This window comes from Pseudomonas sp. GW822-FHT02D10, from assembly GCF_058802345.1.
Window position 1 is genome coordinate 137541 of the sequence record NZ_JBXAOB010000004.1, and the last position, 17325, is coordinate 154865.

General features: G+C 58.7%; 12 protein-coding genes. 6 read left to right on the plus strand and 6 right to left on the minus strand.

The window, feature by feature from the left end; genetic code table 11:
• Positions 1-23 precede the first annotated feature (23 nt).
• From AC1RPZ_RS08540 to AC1RPZ_RS08565, 6 genes are all read right to left on the minus strand, one after another.
• Positions 24-1619: an ABC transporter substrate-binding protein gene (locus AC1RPZ_RS08540; RefSeq protein ID WP_493136601.1), complete on the minus strand. Its 1596-nt coding sequence runs from the start codon at positions 1617-1619 to the stop codon at positions 24-26.
• Between the two features lie 78 nt (positions 1620-1697).
• Positions 1698-3113, minus strand: a complete 1416-nt coding sequence (locus tag AC1RPZ_RS08545) for an OprD family porin (protein ID WP_493136603.1) — start codon at positions 3111-3113, stop codon at positions 1698-1700.
• Positions 3114-3283: 170 nt separating this feature from the next.
• Positions 3284-4885 carry an ABC transporter substrate-binding protein gene (locus AC1RPZ_RS08550; protein ID WP_493136604.1) on the minus strand — a complete coding sequence of 534 codons (1602 nt, stop codon included), beginning with the start codon at positions 4883-4885 and terminating at the stop codon, positions 3284-3286.
• 301 nt (positions 4886-5186) lie between these two features.
• Entirely contained in the window at positions 5187-6812 is a 1626-nt protein-coding gene (locus tag AC1RPZ_RS08555) for an ABC transporter substrate-binding protein (protein WP_493136606.1), read from the minus strand.
• Between the two features lie 258 nt (positions 6813-7070).
• The gene (locus AC1RPZ_RS08560) at positions 7071-8672 is read right to left on the minus strand and encodes an ABC transporter substrate-binding protein (RefSeq protein ID WP_493136608.1); all 1602 of its coding nucleotides are present in this window, start codon (positions 8670-8672) and stop codon (positions 7071-7073) included.
• Positions 8673-8982: 310 nt separating this feature from the next.
• Positions 8983-9699 carry an SIMPL domain-containing protein gene (locus AC1RPZ_RS08565; protein ID WP_493136610.1) on the minus strand — a complete coding sequence of 239 codons (717 nt, stop codon included), beginning with the start codon at positions 9697-9699 and terminating at the stop codon, positions 8983-8985.
• Between the two features lie 209 nt (positions 9700-9908).
• Between AC1RPZ_RS08565 and AC1RPZ_RS08570 the strand changes: the two genes are divergently transcribed.
• The 6 genes from AC1RPZ_RS08570 (at position 9909) to AC1RPZ_RS08595 (ending at position 17304) form a co-directional block, all read left to right on the plus strand.
• Positions 9909-11171: an ATP-binding protein gene (locus AC1RPZ_RS08570; protein WP_493136612.1), complete on the plus strand. Its 1263-nt coding sequence runs from the start codon at positions 9909-9911 to the stop codon at positions 11169-11171.
• Positions 11164-11724: a response regulator transcription factor gene (locus AC1RPZ_RS08575; protein ID WP_103315781.1), complete on the plus strand. Its 561-nt coding sequence runs from the start codon at positions 11164-11166 to the stop codon at positions 11722-11724. The genes AC1RPZ_RS08570 and AC1RPZ_RS08575 overlap by 8 nt, the downstream gene beginning before the upstream one ends.
• Positions 11725-11820: 96 nt before the next feature.
• Positions 11821-13548, plus strand: coding sequence for an ABC transporter ATP-binding protein/permease (locus AC1RPZ_RS08580; RefSeq protein WP_493136614.1), 1728 nt, complete (start codon positions 11821-11823; stop codon positions 13546-13548).
• A gap of 180 nt (positions 13549-13728) precedes the next feature.
• Positions 13729-14478, plus strand: a complete 750-nt coding sequence (locus AC1RPZ_RS08585) for a FadR/GntR family transcriptional regulator (RefSeq protein WP_493136616.1) — start codon at positions 13729-13731, stop codon at positions 14476-14478.
• Positions 14479-14886: 408 nt separating this feature from the next.
• Positions 14887-15798, plus strand: a complete 912-nt coding sequence (kdgD, locus tag AC1RPZ_RS08590) for a 5-dehydro-4-deoxyglucarate dehydratase (protein WP_493136618.1) — start codon at positions 14887-14889, stop codon at positions 15796-15798.
• A 60-nt stretch (positions 15799-15858) separates the two neighbouring features.
• Positions 15859-17304, plus strand: a complete 1446-nt coding sequence (locus AC1RPZ_RS08595; protein WP_493136620.1) for an aldehyde dehydrogenase family protein — start codon at positions 15859-15861, stop codon at positions 17302-17304.
• Positions 17305-17325 lie beyond the last annotated feature (21 nt).

Below are 17325 nucleotides of genomic sequence, written 5' to 3' on the forward strand. Positions count from 1 at the left end.
AACGTTGCCGGGTGTTTTCTTATCTACTTCACTTGGGTGGTAGCGAAGTTGTTAGTGGTCAGGGGGCTAATGTGATAGCCCTCGACGTTCTTGCGCATGGCCGTAAACATTTTGGTGTGCGCCATGCTGATCCATGGCTGGTCCTGATTGAAAACCTCCTGGGCCTGTTCATAGAGCGCTGAGCGTTCGGCCGGGTTTACTTTAGCCCGGGCGTCATCGATCAGCGTCTGGAACTTCTCATTGCACCAGCGGGCGTAGTTTTCGCCGTTTTTTGCCGCCTCGCAACTGAGCATAGGCGTCAGGAAGTTATCCGGGTCGCCGTTATCGCCTGCCCATCCGGCAGACACCATATCGTGTTCACCGTTTTTCGCGCGTTTGAGCATTTCGCCCCACTCCATGACGCGAATGTCGAGCTTGATCCCGACCTTGGCCAGGTCCGATTGCATCATCTGTGCGCCGAGCATCGGGTTCGGGTTGGTCTGGCCGCCACCGTTACGGGTGAACAGGGTAAACGCGGTGCCTTCCGGCACGCCGGCTTCCTTGAGCAGGGCGCGAGCCTTGTCCAGGTCACGTTTCGGGTTTTGCAGGGTCTTGTTGTAACCCAGCAGGGTCGGTGGGTACGGGTTCACCGCCACCGAGGCATTGCCTTTGCCAAACAGCGCGTTGACATAGGCTTCCTTGTCGAACGCGATATCGATGGCTTTACGTACCCGCACGTCGCTCATGTACTTGTGGGTGGTGTTCATGGCGATGTACGAGACGGTCATCGCATCCAGTTCATCGACGCTCAGGTTGGTGTCTTTCTTGATGCTCGGAATGTCATCGGGCTTAGGGTACAGCGCAACCTGGCACTCGTTGGCCTTGAGTTTTTGCAAGCGTACGTTGTTGTCGGTGGCGATGGCCAGAATCAGCGCGTCAGCCGGCGGCTTGCCACGGAAGTATTCCGGGTTGGCCTTGAAGCGGACCTGAGCATCCTTGGCGTAACGCTGGAAGATGAACGGGCCGGTACCTACCGGTTTGTTGTTCAGGTCGCCGGTCTTGTCGGCCTTGAGCAACTGGTCGGCGTACTCGGCGGAGTAGATCGAGGAGAAGGCCATGGCGATGTCCGCGAGGAACGGCGCTTCACGGCGGGTCAGGCTGAATTTGACCGTGTTGTCGTCGACCTTCTCAACACTTTTGAGCAGCTCCTTGAAGCCCATGCTTTCAAAGTACGGGAAGCCCACGCTCGACTTGGTGTGCCACGGATGGTTCGGGTCCAGCTGACGCTGGAAACTCCAGACCACGTCGTCGGCATTCATGTCGCGGGTCGGCTTGAAGTAATCGGTGGTGTGAAACTTGACGCCTTTGCGCAGGTGGAACGTGTAGGTCAGACCGTCCTCGCTGATCTCCCAGGAGTCGGCCAATGCCGGAACGACTTCAGTGGTACCGGGCTTGAAGTCAACCAGACGGTTGAAGATGGTTTCGGCCACCGCATCGGCTGTGACTGCAGTCGTGTACTGGACCATATCGAAGCCTTCCGGGCTGGCTTCGGTACAGACCACCAAGGGTTTGGCCAAGGCGCCGACAGCGACACTCAGCAGCGCGGCGGCAATTGCCGCTTTTAAAGGAAGCATTTTCATCAATAACCCCTCTGCAATCAGTTGGACCAGAATCGCAGAACGGCCGACTCGTCACTGAGTCAGCCGCTCGACTGGTGTTTAGAGAATGTTGAATGGAACGGTGGTGACCAGACGGAACTCGTTGAGGCTGCCGTCAGCCTGGTTTTCGCTCGCACGGTGCGCGGTGTAAGTCGCGCGAATCTTGGTGGCCTTGAGCGGACCGCTCTGTACGGCGTACGTAGCACCAATGCCGTATTCGTAGTGGTGTTCGCCGTCCATCGCCAGCACGCTGTTGTAGGCGCCGCCTTTGTAGTGAGTACCGTCGATACCCCAGCCACGCGCCTGGTAGATGTTGAACTTCAGGCCTGGCACGCCGTATTCCGCCATGTTCAGACCATAGGCGACCTGGAAGGACTTCTCGTTCGGGCCGTTGAAGTCCGACAGCAGGGAGTTGGCCAGGTAGATGCCGTTGGTTTCGTGCAGGTAGTCGAAGTACTCGTCACCGACAATTTGCTGCCAGGAGAACGTCAGGCTGTGGGCCTGGTGGGTCAGGCCGAACGACAGGGAGTAGGCATCGTTGTCGATCTTGCCGAGTTTGCTTTTGCCCGTGTCCTTGGTTTTGTAGTAGTTCAGGTCGCTGGTCAGGCTCAGCACCGAACTGTCGCCCAATACATGGTTGGCGCCGAAGTAGTACTGGTTCCACATGTCCTCGGCCTGGGTGGCCCACAGGCTGGTTTTCACGCTGGTGAACGGCTGGTAAGTGATACCCGCGGTGTTCACGTGATCGACTTCGATAATGCTGTCGGAGTATTCGGAGCGGAATTTACGCTGGCTCTCTTCGGTACGCGGAGAGTTGCGATCGAATGTGGCCAGGTCGAAGGCCAGGTTGTTCAGCTCTTCGCTGTGGATTGCCAGACCTTCGAAGCTCGAAGGCAGGGCACGGTTACCGATCACATCGACCATCGGGCTGCTGAAGTTCTGGCGGCCAGCCGTCAGGGTGGTGTTGGAGACGCGAGCCTTGACGTTGGCCAGGCCCAGCTTGCTCCACTGGTCTTGTGCATCGCCACCTTCTTTGGTCAGGGTACGGTTGTTGCCTGCGCCTGGACGAGAGCCCGGTGCGCCACCGTTGTTGGACGCCAGATCCTTGTGATCACGATCCAGTGCGATGGCGTTGTAGGCAGCCACTTCGGTGCTGATCCCGACGGTGCCCTGAGTGAAGCCGGAGTTGTAATTGACGATAGTGCCCTGAACCCAGTTGATACGGCGATCGGTTGGCGTCGCCACACCATCTTTGCGGTAAGTGAACTTGCCGCCACGCTGCAGTTGTTCGTTGGCGTACCAGTTACGGGTACTGCCGTCGATCTTCTGACCTTCGACGAAGCCGGTGGCTTCGGACTGGGCGCTGGTGGTTTTGACCGTAACCGGGTTGAAATCCTGGCTTTGGGTTTCTGCGTAAGCCGTGGCGGTGACGCTGCTGATGGCCAAGGCCAATAACGCGGTGCTGCTCAGTTTCATGGGTGAAGCTCCTTTCTTTCTTTTTTAATGCCGGTCTTTTTTTTGTGATCCGGCTATTTGGTTTTGAACTCATTCAGGCATCGCAAACGTTTGCATGAGGCTTGTTTGCCGAATTCAGGCAACACCTTTGCGTGAGGGCGAAAATCTCCCTCAGGGTTCTGGCTAATCAGTTATTGGTCGATGCTGACACCCGAGAACACGTTACGGCCGAAGGGGCTGACCTTGAATCCTTCGACTTTGGCGCTCAACGGCTGGTTGACCGTCGAGTGGGCGACAGGGGTGATCGGCACTTGCTGCTTGAGCAATTGCTGAGCCTGTTTGTAGAGCACCGTGCGTTGCTCACGGTCGGTGACAATCTTGGCTTGCTTGATCAGCTTGTCGTATTGCGGGTCACACCACATGGAGTAGTTGTTGCCGCCAATCGCGTCGCAGCCGTACAGGGTGCCCAGCCAGTTGTCCGGGTCCCCGTTGTCGCCGGTCCAGCCGATCAGGCTGACGTCGTGCTCGCCATTCTTGGTGCGCTTGATGTACTCGCCCCATTCGTAGCTGACAATCTTCACTTTCAGGCCGATTTTTGCCCAGTCCGATTGGAGCATTTCTGCCATCAGCTTGGCGTTCGGGTTGTATGGACGCTGCACGGGCATCGCCCAGAGAGTGATCTCGGTGCCTTCCTTGACCCCGGCAGCCTTGAGCAATTCCTTGGCTTTTTCCGGGTTGTAGGCGGCGTCTTTGATTGTTTCGTCGTAGGACCACTGGGTCGGTGGCATGGCGTTGACCGCCAGTTGTCCAGCGCCCTGGTACACCGCCTTGAGGATCCCTTGCTTGTTCACCGCCATGTCCAGCGCCTGGCGCACTTCGAGCTGGTCGAAGGGCTTATGCCGTACGTTGTAGGCAATGTAGCCAAGGTTGAAACCGGGCTTCTCGATGAGTTGCAGCGTGGGGTCGTTTTTCAGCGCTTCGACATCGGCGGGGCGTGGGTGCAGAGTGACCTGGCATTCGTTTTTCTTGAGCTTCTGCACGCGCACCGACGCGTCGGTGTTGATGGCGAAAATCAGTTGGTCGAGCTTGACCCGGCTCGGGTCCCAGTAGTGTTTGTTGCCGGTGTAACGGATGTTGGAATCTTTCTGGTAGCTCTTGAACACGAACGGCCCGGTGCCGATCGGCTTCTGGTTGATCTCGCTCGGCTTGCCGGATGCGAGCAACTGGTCGGCGTATTCGGCGGAGAGAATCGAGGCGAAACTCATCGCGATGTTCTGAATGAACGCGGCGTCTACCGAGTTCAGGGTCATGACCACGGTCAGCGGCCCGGTCTTCTCGACCTTGGCGATGTTCTTGTTGAGGCTCATCCCGTTGAAGTACGGAAACTCGGTCGGGTAAGCCTTACGGAATGGATGCTCGGTATCGAGCATGCGATTGAAGGTGAACAACACGTCGTCGGCGTTGAAATCGCGGCTCGGCGTGAAGTACTTGGTGGTGTGAAATTTCACCCCTTCGCGCAGGTGGAACCTGTACTTGAGACCATCCTCGGAAATATCCCAACGGGTGGCCAGCCCCGGTACGACACTGGTGGCGCCTTTTTCGAACTCGGCCAGCCGGTTATACAACGGTTCGGCGGCGTCGTTGTCGGTCGCAGTGGTGTACTGCGCGGTGTCGAAACCTGCCGGGCTGCCCTCGGAGCAAAACACCAGGCTGTTGTTGGCGGCCTGGCTGATTGACGTGGCGGCCAACAGACCGGTGCCCAGTAATGCGGATAAAACCAAGGTATGGCGCATGACGCTCCCTCTCTTTTTAGGTGTAACAGTGAGCCGTCGTCCCGTCCGGGGACGTGCAGGTATCACTGAATCAATGCCATGGGTTCAGCAGTTGCCGGCCGCAGCGAAAAAACGACCGTACCCCCGACGGTATGAGTCGAAGGTCTGGCGGTAAATGCGTAGAGGCTGAAAAACAGGTAGGAAAAGGCGACACGTCCTAAACCCGCTGCAGTAGTCCGCAGTGGTTTGGGAAGTAGGCGATTTCCAGCTGTCTTGGCAGATAAGGCAATGGCGACGTCAAGGACGTCGCCATTGCAAAACCTTACTTGCTGACGCTGACGCCGTAGAAGGAGTTCAAGCCAAACGGGCTGATCTTGAAGTCCTGTACGGTGTTGCGCATGGGTTGATACACCGTCGAGTGTGCGATAGGTGTCATCGGGACTGCATCTTTGAGGAGGTGTTGCGCCTGCTTGTACAGCTCGGTGCGTTTAGCCACATCCGGGGTGGATTTGGCTTGCTTGATCAGTGCGTCGTAAGGCTTGTCGCACCATTTCGAGAAGTTGTTACCGTTCATGGCATCGCAGCCGAACAGGGTGCCGAGCCAGTTGTCCGGGTCACCATTGTCGCCGCTCCAGCCGATGATCATCGCCTGGTTCTCGCCACCTTTGGAACGCTTGATGTACTCGCCCCATTCGTAGCTGACGATGTTGACCTTCAGGCCGATCTTGGCCCAGTCGGACTGCAGCATTTCAGCCATCAACTTGGCGTTCGGGTTGTACGGACGCTGAACCGGCATGGCCCACAGGGTGATCTCGGTGCCAGGCTTGATGCCGGCTTCCTTGAGCAGTTCCTTGGCTTTCTCAGGATCGTACTTGGCATCCTTGATGGTGGTGTCGTAAGACCATTGGGTCGGCGGCATGGCGTTGACCGCCAATTGACCAGCGCCCTGGTAAACCGAATCGATGATCTGCGGCTTGTTCACCGCCATGTCCAGCGCTTCACGGACCTTGAGGTTGGCCAGCGGGTTGGCGTCGGTACGGCCTTTGAGCACCGGCATCACGTTGTAGGCGATGTAGCCCAGGTTGAAACCGGCCTGGTGTGGCAGCTTCAGCTCTTTGTCTTCACCCAGGGCCTTGAGGTCGGCCGGACGCGGGAAGAGGGTGACCTGGCATTCGTTTTTCTTGAGCTTCTGGATACGCACCGACGGGTCGGTGGTGATGGCGAAGATCAGGTTGTCGATCTTGACGTCTTCCGGCTTCCAGTAGTCCTTGTTACCCGTGTAACGGATGTTGGAGTCTTTCTGGTAGCTCTTGAACACGAACGGGCCAGTGCCGATCGGCTTCTGGTTGATGTCACCCGGTTTGCCTTCCTTGAGCAGCTTGTCGGCGTACTCGGCGGACTGGATGGAGGCGAAGCTCATGGCCATGTTCTGGATGAACGCGGCATCAACTTCTTTGAGGGTGAACTTGACGGTTTTGTCGTCGACTTTCTCGACCTTGGTGATGTTGGTGTCCATCCCCATGTCGGTGAAGTACGGGAATTCGGTCGGATAGGCCTTACGGAACGGCATGTCCTTGTCAATCATGCGATTGAAGGTGAACAGCACGTCGTCGGCGTTGAAATTACGGGTCGGTGTGAAATACGGCGTGGTGTGGAACTTCACCCCATCGCGCAGATGGAAGGTGTAAGTCAGGCCATCCGGGGCAATGTCCCAGCTGGTGGCCAGGCCAGGAACAACGGCGGTGCCGCCACGTTCGAACTGGCTCAAACGGTTGAACATGGTTTCTGCAGAGGCGTCGAAGTCGGTTCCGGTGGTGTACTGACCAGGATCGAAACCGGCCGGGCTCCCTTCGGAGCAAAACACCAGGTTAGTCGCAGCGAAGGCGGAAGGAGCGCTAGCTAACAAGCTGGCGCCGACTAAAAACGGAATGACCGCGTGTTTAAGCATGGTGGCCTCATGATTTGTTGTCATTTTTGGAATTAGAGGACGACCTCGTGAGTCGACCTGCGGATACTTATGCAGGGCCCATACCCAATGCAAGATGCCGAACGGCTACAAGCCTTAAACAGTGGAACGAACGTACCTTAATGTCGCATATGTATAAAAGTTGACGCATTTGACCGTTTGCGGTCGTTTTTTTCGGTGCAAGCGACGCACCATGGAGGTGCGGCCAGGGCGCCTGTCGCACCCGGCCGGAGCGCGGTGTTACTTATTTATACCCACCCCGTAGAACGGTGTGAGGCCGAACGGGCTGATCTTGAAGTCGGAAACTTCCTTGCGCAGAGGCTGAAAAACAGTCGAATTCGCAATTGGCGTGATGGGCACCTGCTGTTTAAGGATGTGCTGTGCCTGCTGGTACAGTTTGACCCGCTGCTGCTTGTCAGTAGACACCTTGGCCTGCTGGATCAATGTGTCGTAAGCCGGGTCGCACCACTTGGCGTAATTGCTACCTTTCACCGCGGCGCAGCTGTACAGCACACCTAGCCAGTTATCCGGGTCACCGTTGTCGCCGGTCCAGCCGTAGATCATCGCGTCGTGCTCGCCGTTTTTGGCGCGCTTGATGTACTCGCCCCATTCATAGCTGACGATGTTGGCCGTGATGCCGACCTTGGCCCAGTCCTGCTGGATCATTTGCGCCGACATCCGCGCGTTCGGATTGGACGCGCGTTGCACGGTCATCGCCCATAAATTGATGGTGGTACCGGGTGCAACCCCTGCTTCTTTCAGTAGCGCCTTTGCCTTGGTCGGGTCGTAGGGCGCGTCCTTGATGTTCGGGTCATAAGACCATTGCGCCGGCGGCAGGGCGTTCTGCGCCAGTTGCCCGGCGCTTTGATAGACGGCCTTGATGATCGCGGGCTTGTCGATCGCCATGTCCAGCGCCTGACGAACCTTGAGCTGATCCAGCGGCGGGTGGGTTACGTTGTAGGCGAGGAAACCAAGGTTGAAACCGGCTTGCTTGAGTACCCGCAGGTTCGGGTCCTGTTCCATCACTTCGATGTCGGCCGGGCGCGGGTAACCGCTGACCTGGCACTCGCCGGTCTTGAGCTTTTGCAGGCGTACGGCGGCGTCCGGGGTGATCGAGAAAACCAGGTTATCGAGTTTCACGTCCTCGGGTTTCCAGTAGGCGCGGTTGGCGCTGTAGCGGATCTGCGAGTCCTTCTGATAACGCTTGAACACAAATGGCCCGGTGCCGACCGGCTTCTGGTTGAGGTCGGCAGCTTTGCCTTCCTTGAGCAACTGCGCGGCATACTCGGCGGACTGGATCGATGCGAAGCTCATCGCCAGGTTCTGCACAAATGCGGCATCAATGTTGTTCAGGCGAAAGCGCACGGTGTGCTCGTCGACCTTGTCGACACTTTTGATCGTGGTGTTCAGGCCCATGTCGGTGAAGTACGGCGACTCGGCGGGGTAGGCCTTGCGAAAGGCATTCTCGGGGTCGAGCAAGCGCTGGAAGGTGAACAGCACATCGTCCGCGTTGAAATCGCGGCTCGGGGTGAAGTAGTCGGTGGTATGAAACTTCACCCCGTCGCGCAGGTGGAAGGTGTAGGTCAGGCCGTCGCTGGCGACCTCCCAACTCGTCGCCAGCCCCGGCTCGACTTCCGTGCCGCCACGTTTGAATTGGGTGAGACGGTTGAACACGGTTTCAGCCGAGGCATCGAAATCCGTGCCACTGGTGTACTGGCTCGGGTCGAAGCCGGCAGGGCTGGCTTCGGAGCAGTAGATCAGGGTGGTCGCGGCTTGGGCGAATGGGGCGAGGGTGGCGAGGGTGAGGGCAAGCAGAAGTGGTTTGACGGTGGTTCTATCCATGGAGTCCCCGAGGGTTTGGCAGCGGTATTTCCCTGAGAGTAGCGTTGTTGATGGGGGGCGCGGAAATATCCGTTTGTGAGGGGGACCCCTCTATCTCGGCATATTCAGACTGTTTGTAGGCTTTGGCGGCCTTATGGCCGAGCAGTCTCGCGCGGCTGCATACCGTTCAACATGTGGGAGCGAGCCGGCTCCGGGCGGCGTTCCGACGATGGCGGTGGATCAATCAGCATGAAAACTGACTGGCTCACAACGAGCAATAAAAAACGGCGATCACTTTGGTGATCGCCGTTTTTGTGTTCGGGTTATCGAATCAAGGCATCAACACTTCAATCGAGCCATCGGCAGTCATGCCGACCTTGCTGGTCCCGGCCTCGACATCTGGGGTCACCGGTGCCGAGTCCATGCTTGCGGCTTTCATCATCATTGGCGCGCGCAAGTAAGGCTGTGGATAACCGTTGCTGTTGAGGTTCAGGTTGACGATTTTGTAACCCTTGCCGCCCAGTGCATCGGTGGCCAGTTGGGCGCGGGCCTTGAAGGCGCTGACGGCTTCTTTGAGCAGCGCGTCTTCGCTGGCCTTGCGGGTTGGGGTGGCGATGGCGAAGTCCATGCCGCCCATTTTCAGGTCGGTCAGCAGTTCGCCGGTGAGCTTGGACAGCGCAGCGAAGTTCGAGCTTTCCAGGCGCAGTTCGGCGCGCTCACGCCAGCCGGTGATTTTCTGGCCCTTGGTGTCGTAGATCGGGTAGCTGTTACGACTGCCCTGACGCAGGGTGATGTCCTTGACCTGTTTGGCCAGGCCGAGCGCCTTGTTCAGGGTGGTGCTGACGTCGGCGGCGAGTTTCGCCGGGTCGGTGTTTTGTTCTTCGGTGTAGAGGGTCACGATCATCAGGTCGCGGGCCACTTCCTGGCTGACTTCGGCGCGCAGGGAAATCTGGTTGTAGTGAAGTTCGTCGGCGGCCAATGCCGGCACGCTGGCGAGGGTACCGGCACTGAGGGCGAGAAGGGCGGCGCTGCGGCGCAATGTGTTCATGGAAGCTCCTTGGATGATGCGCAGGGGTTGTGGTCCGAACCTGCGTGAAACCATCAGACTCTAGCTTTTATTGTCGGGTTCACCCGCTTACAACTTCTATACAGATGATCCGGGCCGAAGCTGTGGCGCTTTGCCGCACTTTTGCCTGTCGGACCCCTCGCTTGGTTATACTCGACGCGATCCGCCTGGAGCGCTCATCAGGAGAGCTCATGCTCGCCCCCGTACAACTGCTTTCCGCGACTCGCCAGAACCTCTGGCGACTGACATTCATCCGCACCCTGGTGCTGGCCGCTCAGGCCGGTTCGGTGGGGCTCGCCTACTGGTTCAACCTGCTTCCGCTGCCGTGGTTTCAATTGGCAGCGACCCTCGGTTGTTCGATGCTGCTGTGTGCCTTTACCGCGATCCGCTTACGCACCTCGTGGCCGGTGACCGAGCTCGAATACGCCGTGCAACTGGCCTGTGACCTGTTTATCCACAGTGCGCTGCTATATTTCTCCGGAGGTTCGACCAACCCGTTCGTTTCCTATTATCTGGTGCCGCTGACCATCGCCGCCGTCACGCTGCCGTGGCGCTATTCGGTGGTTCTCTCCGGCATCGCGCTGGCGATGTACACCTTGTTGCTGGCGCAGTTTTACCCGCTGGAAACGTTCCCGATGTACCGGGAAAAGATGCAGATCTACGGCATGTGGCTGAGCTTTGCTTTGGCCGCGGCGGTGATCACCTTTTTCGCCGCGCGGATGGCCGAAGAGCTGCGTCGTCAGGAAGAACTACGGGCGATTCGCCGTGAAGAAGGCCTGCGCGACCAGCAACTGCTGGCCGTTGCGACCCAGGCTGCCGGTGCCGCCCACGAATTGGGTACGCCGCTGGCGACCATGAGCGTGCTGCTCAAGGAAATGCAGCAAGACCATCACGACCCGTTGCTGCAAGATGACTTGAGGGTGCTGCAGGATCAGGTGAAGCTGTGCAAACAGACCTTGCAGCAGCTGGTTCGCGCCGCCGAAGCCAATCGTCGGCTGGCGGTGGAGATGCAGGGCGTCAGCGTCTGGCTCGATGAAGCCCTCAACCGCTGGCACCTGATGCGTCCCGAAGCGACCTATCGCTTGCGGCGCCTGGGGCTTGGCGATGAACCGCGTCTGGCGCCGCCGCCGGACCTGACCCAGGCCTTGCTGAATTTACTGAACAACGCCGCCGATGCCTGCCCCGAAGGACTGGAAGTGACGCTGAATTGGGATGCCTTCGAGCTGACCATCAGCATTCGCGACCATGGCGCCGGTGTGCCGCTGGCGATTGCCGAACAGATCGGCAAACCGTTTTTTACCACCAAGGGCAAAGGTTTCGGCCTGGGCCTGTTTTTGAGCAAGGCCAGCGTGACACGCGCTGGCGGCTCAGTGAAACTCTACAGTCATGAGGAAGGCGGTACGCTCACCGAGCTGCGCCTGCCCCGTGTCGCCCGAGGAGACGAACATGAGTGACGAGATCCAAGTCGAAGGCGAAGACCTGCCGCATTTGTTGCTGGTAGACGACGACGCAACATTCACCCGCGTCATGGCTCGCGCCATGAGCCGCCGTGGCTTTCGGGTCAGCACCGCAGGCTCTGCCGAAGAAGGCCTGACCATCGCTCAGGCCGATCTGCCTGACTTTGCCGCGCTGGATCTGAAAATGGACGGCGATTCGGGCCTGGTGCTGCTGCCCAAGCTGCTCGAACTCGACCCGGAAATGCGCGTGGTGATCCTCACCGGTTACTCGAGCATTGCCACCGCCGTCGAAGCGATCAAGCGCGGCGCCTGCAATTACCTGTGCAAACCAGCGGACGCCGATGACGTGTTGGCGGCGCTGCTTTCCGAGCACGCCGACCTCGACACCCTGGTGCCGGAAAACCCGATGTCGGTGGACCGCCTGCAATGGGAACACATCCAGCGCGTGCTGACCGAACACGAAGGCAACATCTCCGCCACTGCCCGCGCCTTGGGCATGCACCGGCGCACTCTGCAGCGCAAACTACAGAAACGTCCCGTTCGCCGCTGAACCGGCGCTGAACGGTTATCAGCAGACCTCGCGATAACCCGAGCCGATCATCTATGATCGGTTCGTGCCTGTTCTTTTCTTTATCGAGTCTGAACCATGAATCAGAACGCTGAATATTCCGCGGTCAACGACGCTGTGCGCGGGCAGTTTTTTCGCCGTGTCTGGCAACTCACCTCGCCTTATTGGCGCAGTGAGGAAAAGGGTAAGGCCTGGGTGTTGCTGGTCGCAGTGATAGGGCTGTCGTTGTTCAGCGTTGGTATTTCGGTCTGGATGAACAATTGGTACAAAGACTTCTATAACGCTTTGCAGCAGAAAGACGGGACCGCGTTCTGGAGCCTGATCCTGTATTTCTGCGGGATTGCTGCGGTGGCCATTCTGGGGGCCGTGTATCGTCTTTACCTGACCCAGATGCTGACCATCAGTTGGCGGCGCTGGTTGACCGAGCAGCACTTCAATCGTTGGCTCGATCACAAGAACTATTATCAGATGGAGTCCGGCGGGCATACCGATAACCCGGACCAGCGACTGAGCGAGGACCTCAAAAACTTTACAAGCGATACCCTGAGCTTGACGTTGGGGTTGTTTCGGACAGTGGTCAGTCTGGTGTCCTTTTCGATCATTCTCTGGGGCGTGTCGGGCAGTCTCGAAGTATTCGGTATCAACATTCCCGGCTACATGTTTTGGTGTGCCTTCCTGTATGCAGCGATCGGTAGTTGGTTGACCCGAGTGATCGGTAGCAGCTTGATCCCGCTAAACAATCAACAGCAACGTTTCGAAGCCGACATGCGTTTTTCTTTGGTCCGGGTACGCGAAAATGCTGAAAGCATTGCCTTATATGACGGCGAGACTAATGAAAACCAGCGCTTGAGCACACGTTTCGGCAAGGTGTGGACCAACTACTGGGCGCTGATGCGGGTGACGAAGCGCCTGACGTTCTTTACTGCCGGGTACTCGCAGATCGCGATTGTGTTCCCCTTTATGGTCGCGGCGCCGCGTTATTTCGCCGACAAGATCCAGTTGGGCGAGCTGATGCAAATCAACTCTGCGTTTAGCAATGTTCAGGAAAACTTCAGCTGGTTTATCGATGCTTACGCGTCCATTGCAGTCTGGAAAGCCACTTGTGACCGTTTGGTGAGCTTCCGTCAGGCCATGCTCGACAATGAACATCGTGCTCCGGCAATTGATGTGCAGAGCCACGGTGATACGCTGGCGGTGCATAATTTGAGTCTGAACCTGGCCGACGGTCGTCATTTGCTGACCAACGCCAACATGACCGTGGAACAAGGCGACCGGCTGATGCTCAGTGGTCGCTCCGGCAGTGGCAAAAGTACCTTGCTGCGGGCAATGGGCGGGCTTTGGCCTGCGGGTCACGGCAATATTCGCCTTCCAGCCGCACGCTATCTGTTCCTGCCGCAAAAGCCCTATCTGCCGATTGGCAGCCTAAGTGAAGCCCTGAGTTATCCACAGTCCGGCGACACCTACCCGCACGAGCGCTACGTGCAGGTGCTGGAAACCTGCCGCCTGCCGCATCTGGTGTCGCGTCTCGACGAAGCCAATCACTGGCAACGCCTGTTGTCGCCGGGTGAGCAGCAACGTCTGGCATTTGCCCGCGCACTGCTCTACGCGCCGCAATGGCTGTACATGGACGAAGCGACCTCGGCGATGGACGAAGAGGATGAAGCGTCGCTGTATCAGGCGTTGATCGATCATCTGCCGGGCCTGAGTATTGTCAGCGTCGGCCATCGCAGCAGCCTGAAACGCTTCCACCCACGGCATGTGCGTATCGACAACGGCCACCTGCTGGAGCAGACCGTTACCGCGTAGGCGCTTTCCCCCTCCCGTAGGAGCTGCCGCAGGCTGCGATCTTTTGATCTGATCTTTTAAAGGCAAAAGATCGCAGCCTTCGGCAGCTCCTACGAGGGGGTGTTGTAGCTCGGCAGTGATCGTACAACTGCGCTGCGCTATGATGCGTTCTCAACCGTTTGCTTGAGATAGACGTTTACCATGGAAAATCCGATCGACGCCCCCCGTCTCCCGCGCAAGCGCCGCAGCCTCGCGCAGGAGCTGGTGACGGTGCTGTCCGAGCAGATTCGCGACGGCCTGCTCAAACGTGGCGACAAGTTGCCCACCGAGTCGGCGATCATGGAGGCTCACGGCGTCAGCCGCACCGTGGTGCGCGAAGCGATCTCGCGTTTACAGGCGGCAGGGCAGGTTGAAACCCGTCACGGCATCGGCACGTTTGTGCTCGACACGCCGAGCCCAAGCGGTTTTCGCATCGACCCGGCCACCGTGGTGACCCTGCGTGATGTGCTGGCGATTCTGGAGTTGCGCATCAGCCTCGAAGTCGAGTCTGCCGGCCTCGCCGCACAACGCCGCAGCCCCGAGCAGTTGGCCTTGATGCGTGCGGCACTGGACGCCTTGAACGAAAGCGCAGCCCACGCAGGCGATGCGGTGGCGTCGGACTTCCAGTTCCATTTGCAGATTGCCCTGGCCACCGGCAACCGCTACTTCACCGACATCATGACCCACCTGGGCACCAGCATCATTCCGCGCACCCGGCTCAATTCCGCGCGTCTGGCCCATGACGACCATCAGCACTACATGAATCGCCTGGCTCGCGAGCATGAAGAAATCTACGACGCCATCGCCCGCCAGGATTCGGACGCCGCCCGCGCAGCCATGCGTTTGCACCTGACCAACAGCCGCGAACGACTGCGCCAAGCCCATGAAGAGGCAGAGGCGCAGCGGGGGTAGGTTTGGAGGTCCAGGCGCAAGGAATTTGTCGCCCGACAGACTGCTATCGCGAGCAAGCTCGCTCCCACATGAGATTTTCTGTGAACACATTATTTGTGAACACCGGAGATCAAATGTGGGAGCGAGCTTGCTCGCGATGGGGTCGGCAGCCTGTTCGCTATAACTTCAGCCAGTCTTGAGAATCGAACGATCCACCCTCACCGCCAGTTTCCCGGCTCCCCGGTGATCGTTGCGCTGTAGCTCACCAGCCCCCATCCGTCCTGAGTCCGCACGTTTAGGGAAAGTGGTTCGCCTAAAAAAGATGAATTGCAGTTGACGATTGTATTTTAAGTTGTACGATGACTTACAACTTCGGCCAAGGCTGAACGGGTTTTCTCATCACAACGTGCGTCCCAGGGTGTTCGAATAATGAATCCACAAGAACTGAAGTCCATCCTCTCCTCCGGCTTGCTGTCCTTCCCGGTCACCGATTTCAATGCTCAGGGCGATTTTCATCGCGCGGGCTACATCAAGCGTCTCGAATGGCTGGCGCCGTACGGCGCTTCGGCCTTGTTCGCCGCAGGCGGCACCGGTGAGTTCTTCTCCCTGGCGGCCAGTGAATACTCGGAAATCATCAAGACTGCGGTCGACACCTGCGCCAGCAGCGTGCCGATCCTTGCCGGTGTCGGCGGTTCTACGCGTCAGGCTATCGAATACGCACAGGAAGCCGAGCGTTTGGGCGCCAAAGGCCTGTTGCTCCTGCCGCATTACCTGACCGAAGCCAGCCAGGACGGCGTTGCCGCCCACGTTGAAGCCGTGTGCAAATCGGTGAAGATCGGCGTGGTGGTTTACAACCGCAACGTCTGCCGCCTGACCGCGCCGCTGCTGGAACGTCTGGCCGAGCGCTGCCCGAACCTGATCGGCTACAAGGATGGCCTGGGTGATATCGAGTTGATGGTGTCGATCCGTCGCCGCCTCGGTGATCGCTTCAGCTACCTCGGTGGTCTGCCGACCGCAGAGGTTTACGCCGCTGCGTACAAGGCGTTGGGTGTACCGGTTTACTCCTCGGCGGTGTTTAACTTCATCCCGAAAACCGCGATGGATTTCTACCAGGCGATTGCCCGTGACGATCACGCTACCGTTGGCAAACTGATCGACGACTTCTTCCTGCCGTACCTGGACATCCGCAATCGCAAGGCCGGTTACGCGGTGAGTATCGTCAAGGCCGGGGCAAAAATCGTCGGCTACGACGCAGGTCCTGTACGCGCCCCGCTGACCGATCTGCTGCCAGACGAGTACGAAGCGCTGGCCGCGTTGATCGACAAGCAAGGTGCGCAATAACCCGCTGAATCAACCTGGGCCGTTGAGCAGTCAGCGGCCTTCTGCGTAAGGAGAGGCTTCGTGGCAGACGTAAAACGATTCGACAACTTCATCGGCGGCCAATGGGTCGCGGGTGCCGACTACTCGACCAATATCAACCCGTCCGAGTTGTCCGATGTCATTGGCGAATACGCCAAGGCTGACCTGGCCCAGGTGAACGCCGCCATCGACGCCGCTCGCGCCGCCTTCCCGGCCTGGTCGACCTCAGGCATTCAGGCGCGCAGCGATGCGCTGGATAAAGTCGGCAGCGAAATCCTCGCGCGTCGCGAAGAGCTCGGCACCTTGCTGGCGCGGGAGGAGGGCAAGACCCTGCCCGAAGCCATCGGCGAAGTGTCCCGTGCCGGCAACATCTTCAAGTTTTTCGCCGGTGAATGCCTGCGCCTGTCCGGCGATTACCTGCCGTCGGTGCGTCCGGGCGTCAACGTTGAAGTCACCCGCGAAGCCCTTGGCGTAGTGGGTCTGATCACTCCGTGGAACTTCCCGATTGCCATTCCTGCGTGGAAGATCGCCCCGGCGTTGGCCTACGGCAACTGCGTGGTGCTCAAGCCGGCGGAACTGGTGCCCGGTTGCGCCTGGGCCTTGGCCGAAATCATTTCCCGCGCCGGTTTCCCGGCCGGGGTGTTCAACCTGGTGATGGGCAGTGGTCGAGTGATCGGCGACGCCATGGTCAACAGCCCGAAAGTCGACGGCATCAGCTTCACCGGTTCCGTTGGCGTGGGTCGGCAGATCGCGGTCAACTGCGTGTCGCGTCAGGCCAAGGTGCAGTTGGAAATGGGCGGTAAGAACCCGCAGATCATTCTCGACGATGCCGATCTCAAACAAGCTGTCGAGCTGTCGGTGCAGAGCGCGTTCTACTCCACCGGCCAGCGTTGCACGGCCTCGAGCCGCTTGATTGTCACCGCCGGGATTCACGACAAATTCGTCGAGGCCATGGCCGAGCGGATGAAGTCGATCAAGGTCGGTCATGCTTTGAGAACCGGTACCGATATCGGTCCGGTGGTCTCGCAAGCGCAGCTGGAACAGGACCTGAAGTACATCGACATCGGCCAGTCCGAAGGCGCACGACTGGTCAGCGGTGGTGGCCTGGTGACCTGCGATACCGAAGGCTATTTCCTCGCGCCTACGCTGTTTGCCGACAGCGAAGCTGCGATGCGTATCAGCCGCGAAGAGATCTTCGGTCCGGTGGCGAACATTGTTCGGGTGGCCGATTACGACGCGGCGCTGGCCATGGCCAATGACACCGAATTCGGCTTGTCGGCGGGCATCGCCACCACTTCGCTGAAGTACGCCAACCACTTCAAGCGCCACTCCCAGGCCGGGATGGTGATGGTCAATCTGCCGACCGCCGGCGTCGATTACCACGTGCCCTTTGGTGGTCGAAAAGGTTCATCCTATGGGTCGCGGGAGCAAGGTCGCTACGCGCAGGAGTTCTACACCGTGGTGAAAACTGCCTACATCGGTTCGTAACACGCAACACCGCTGCCGGAT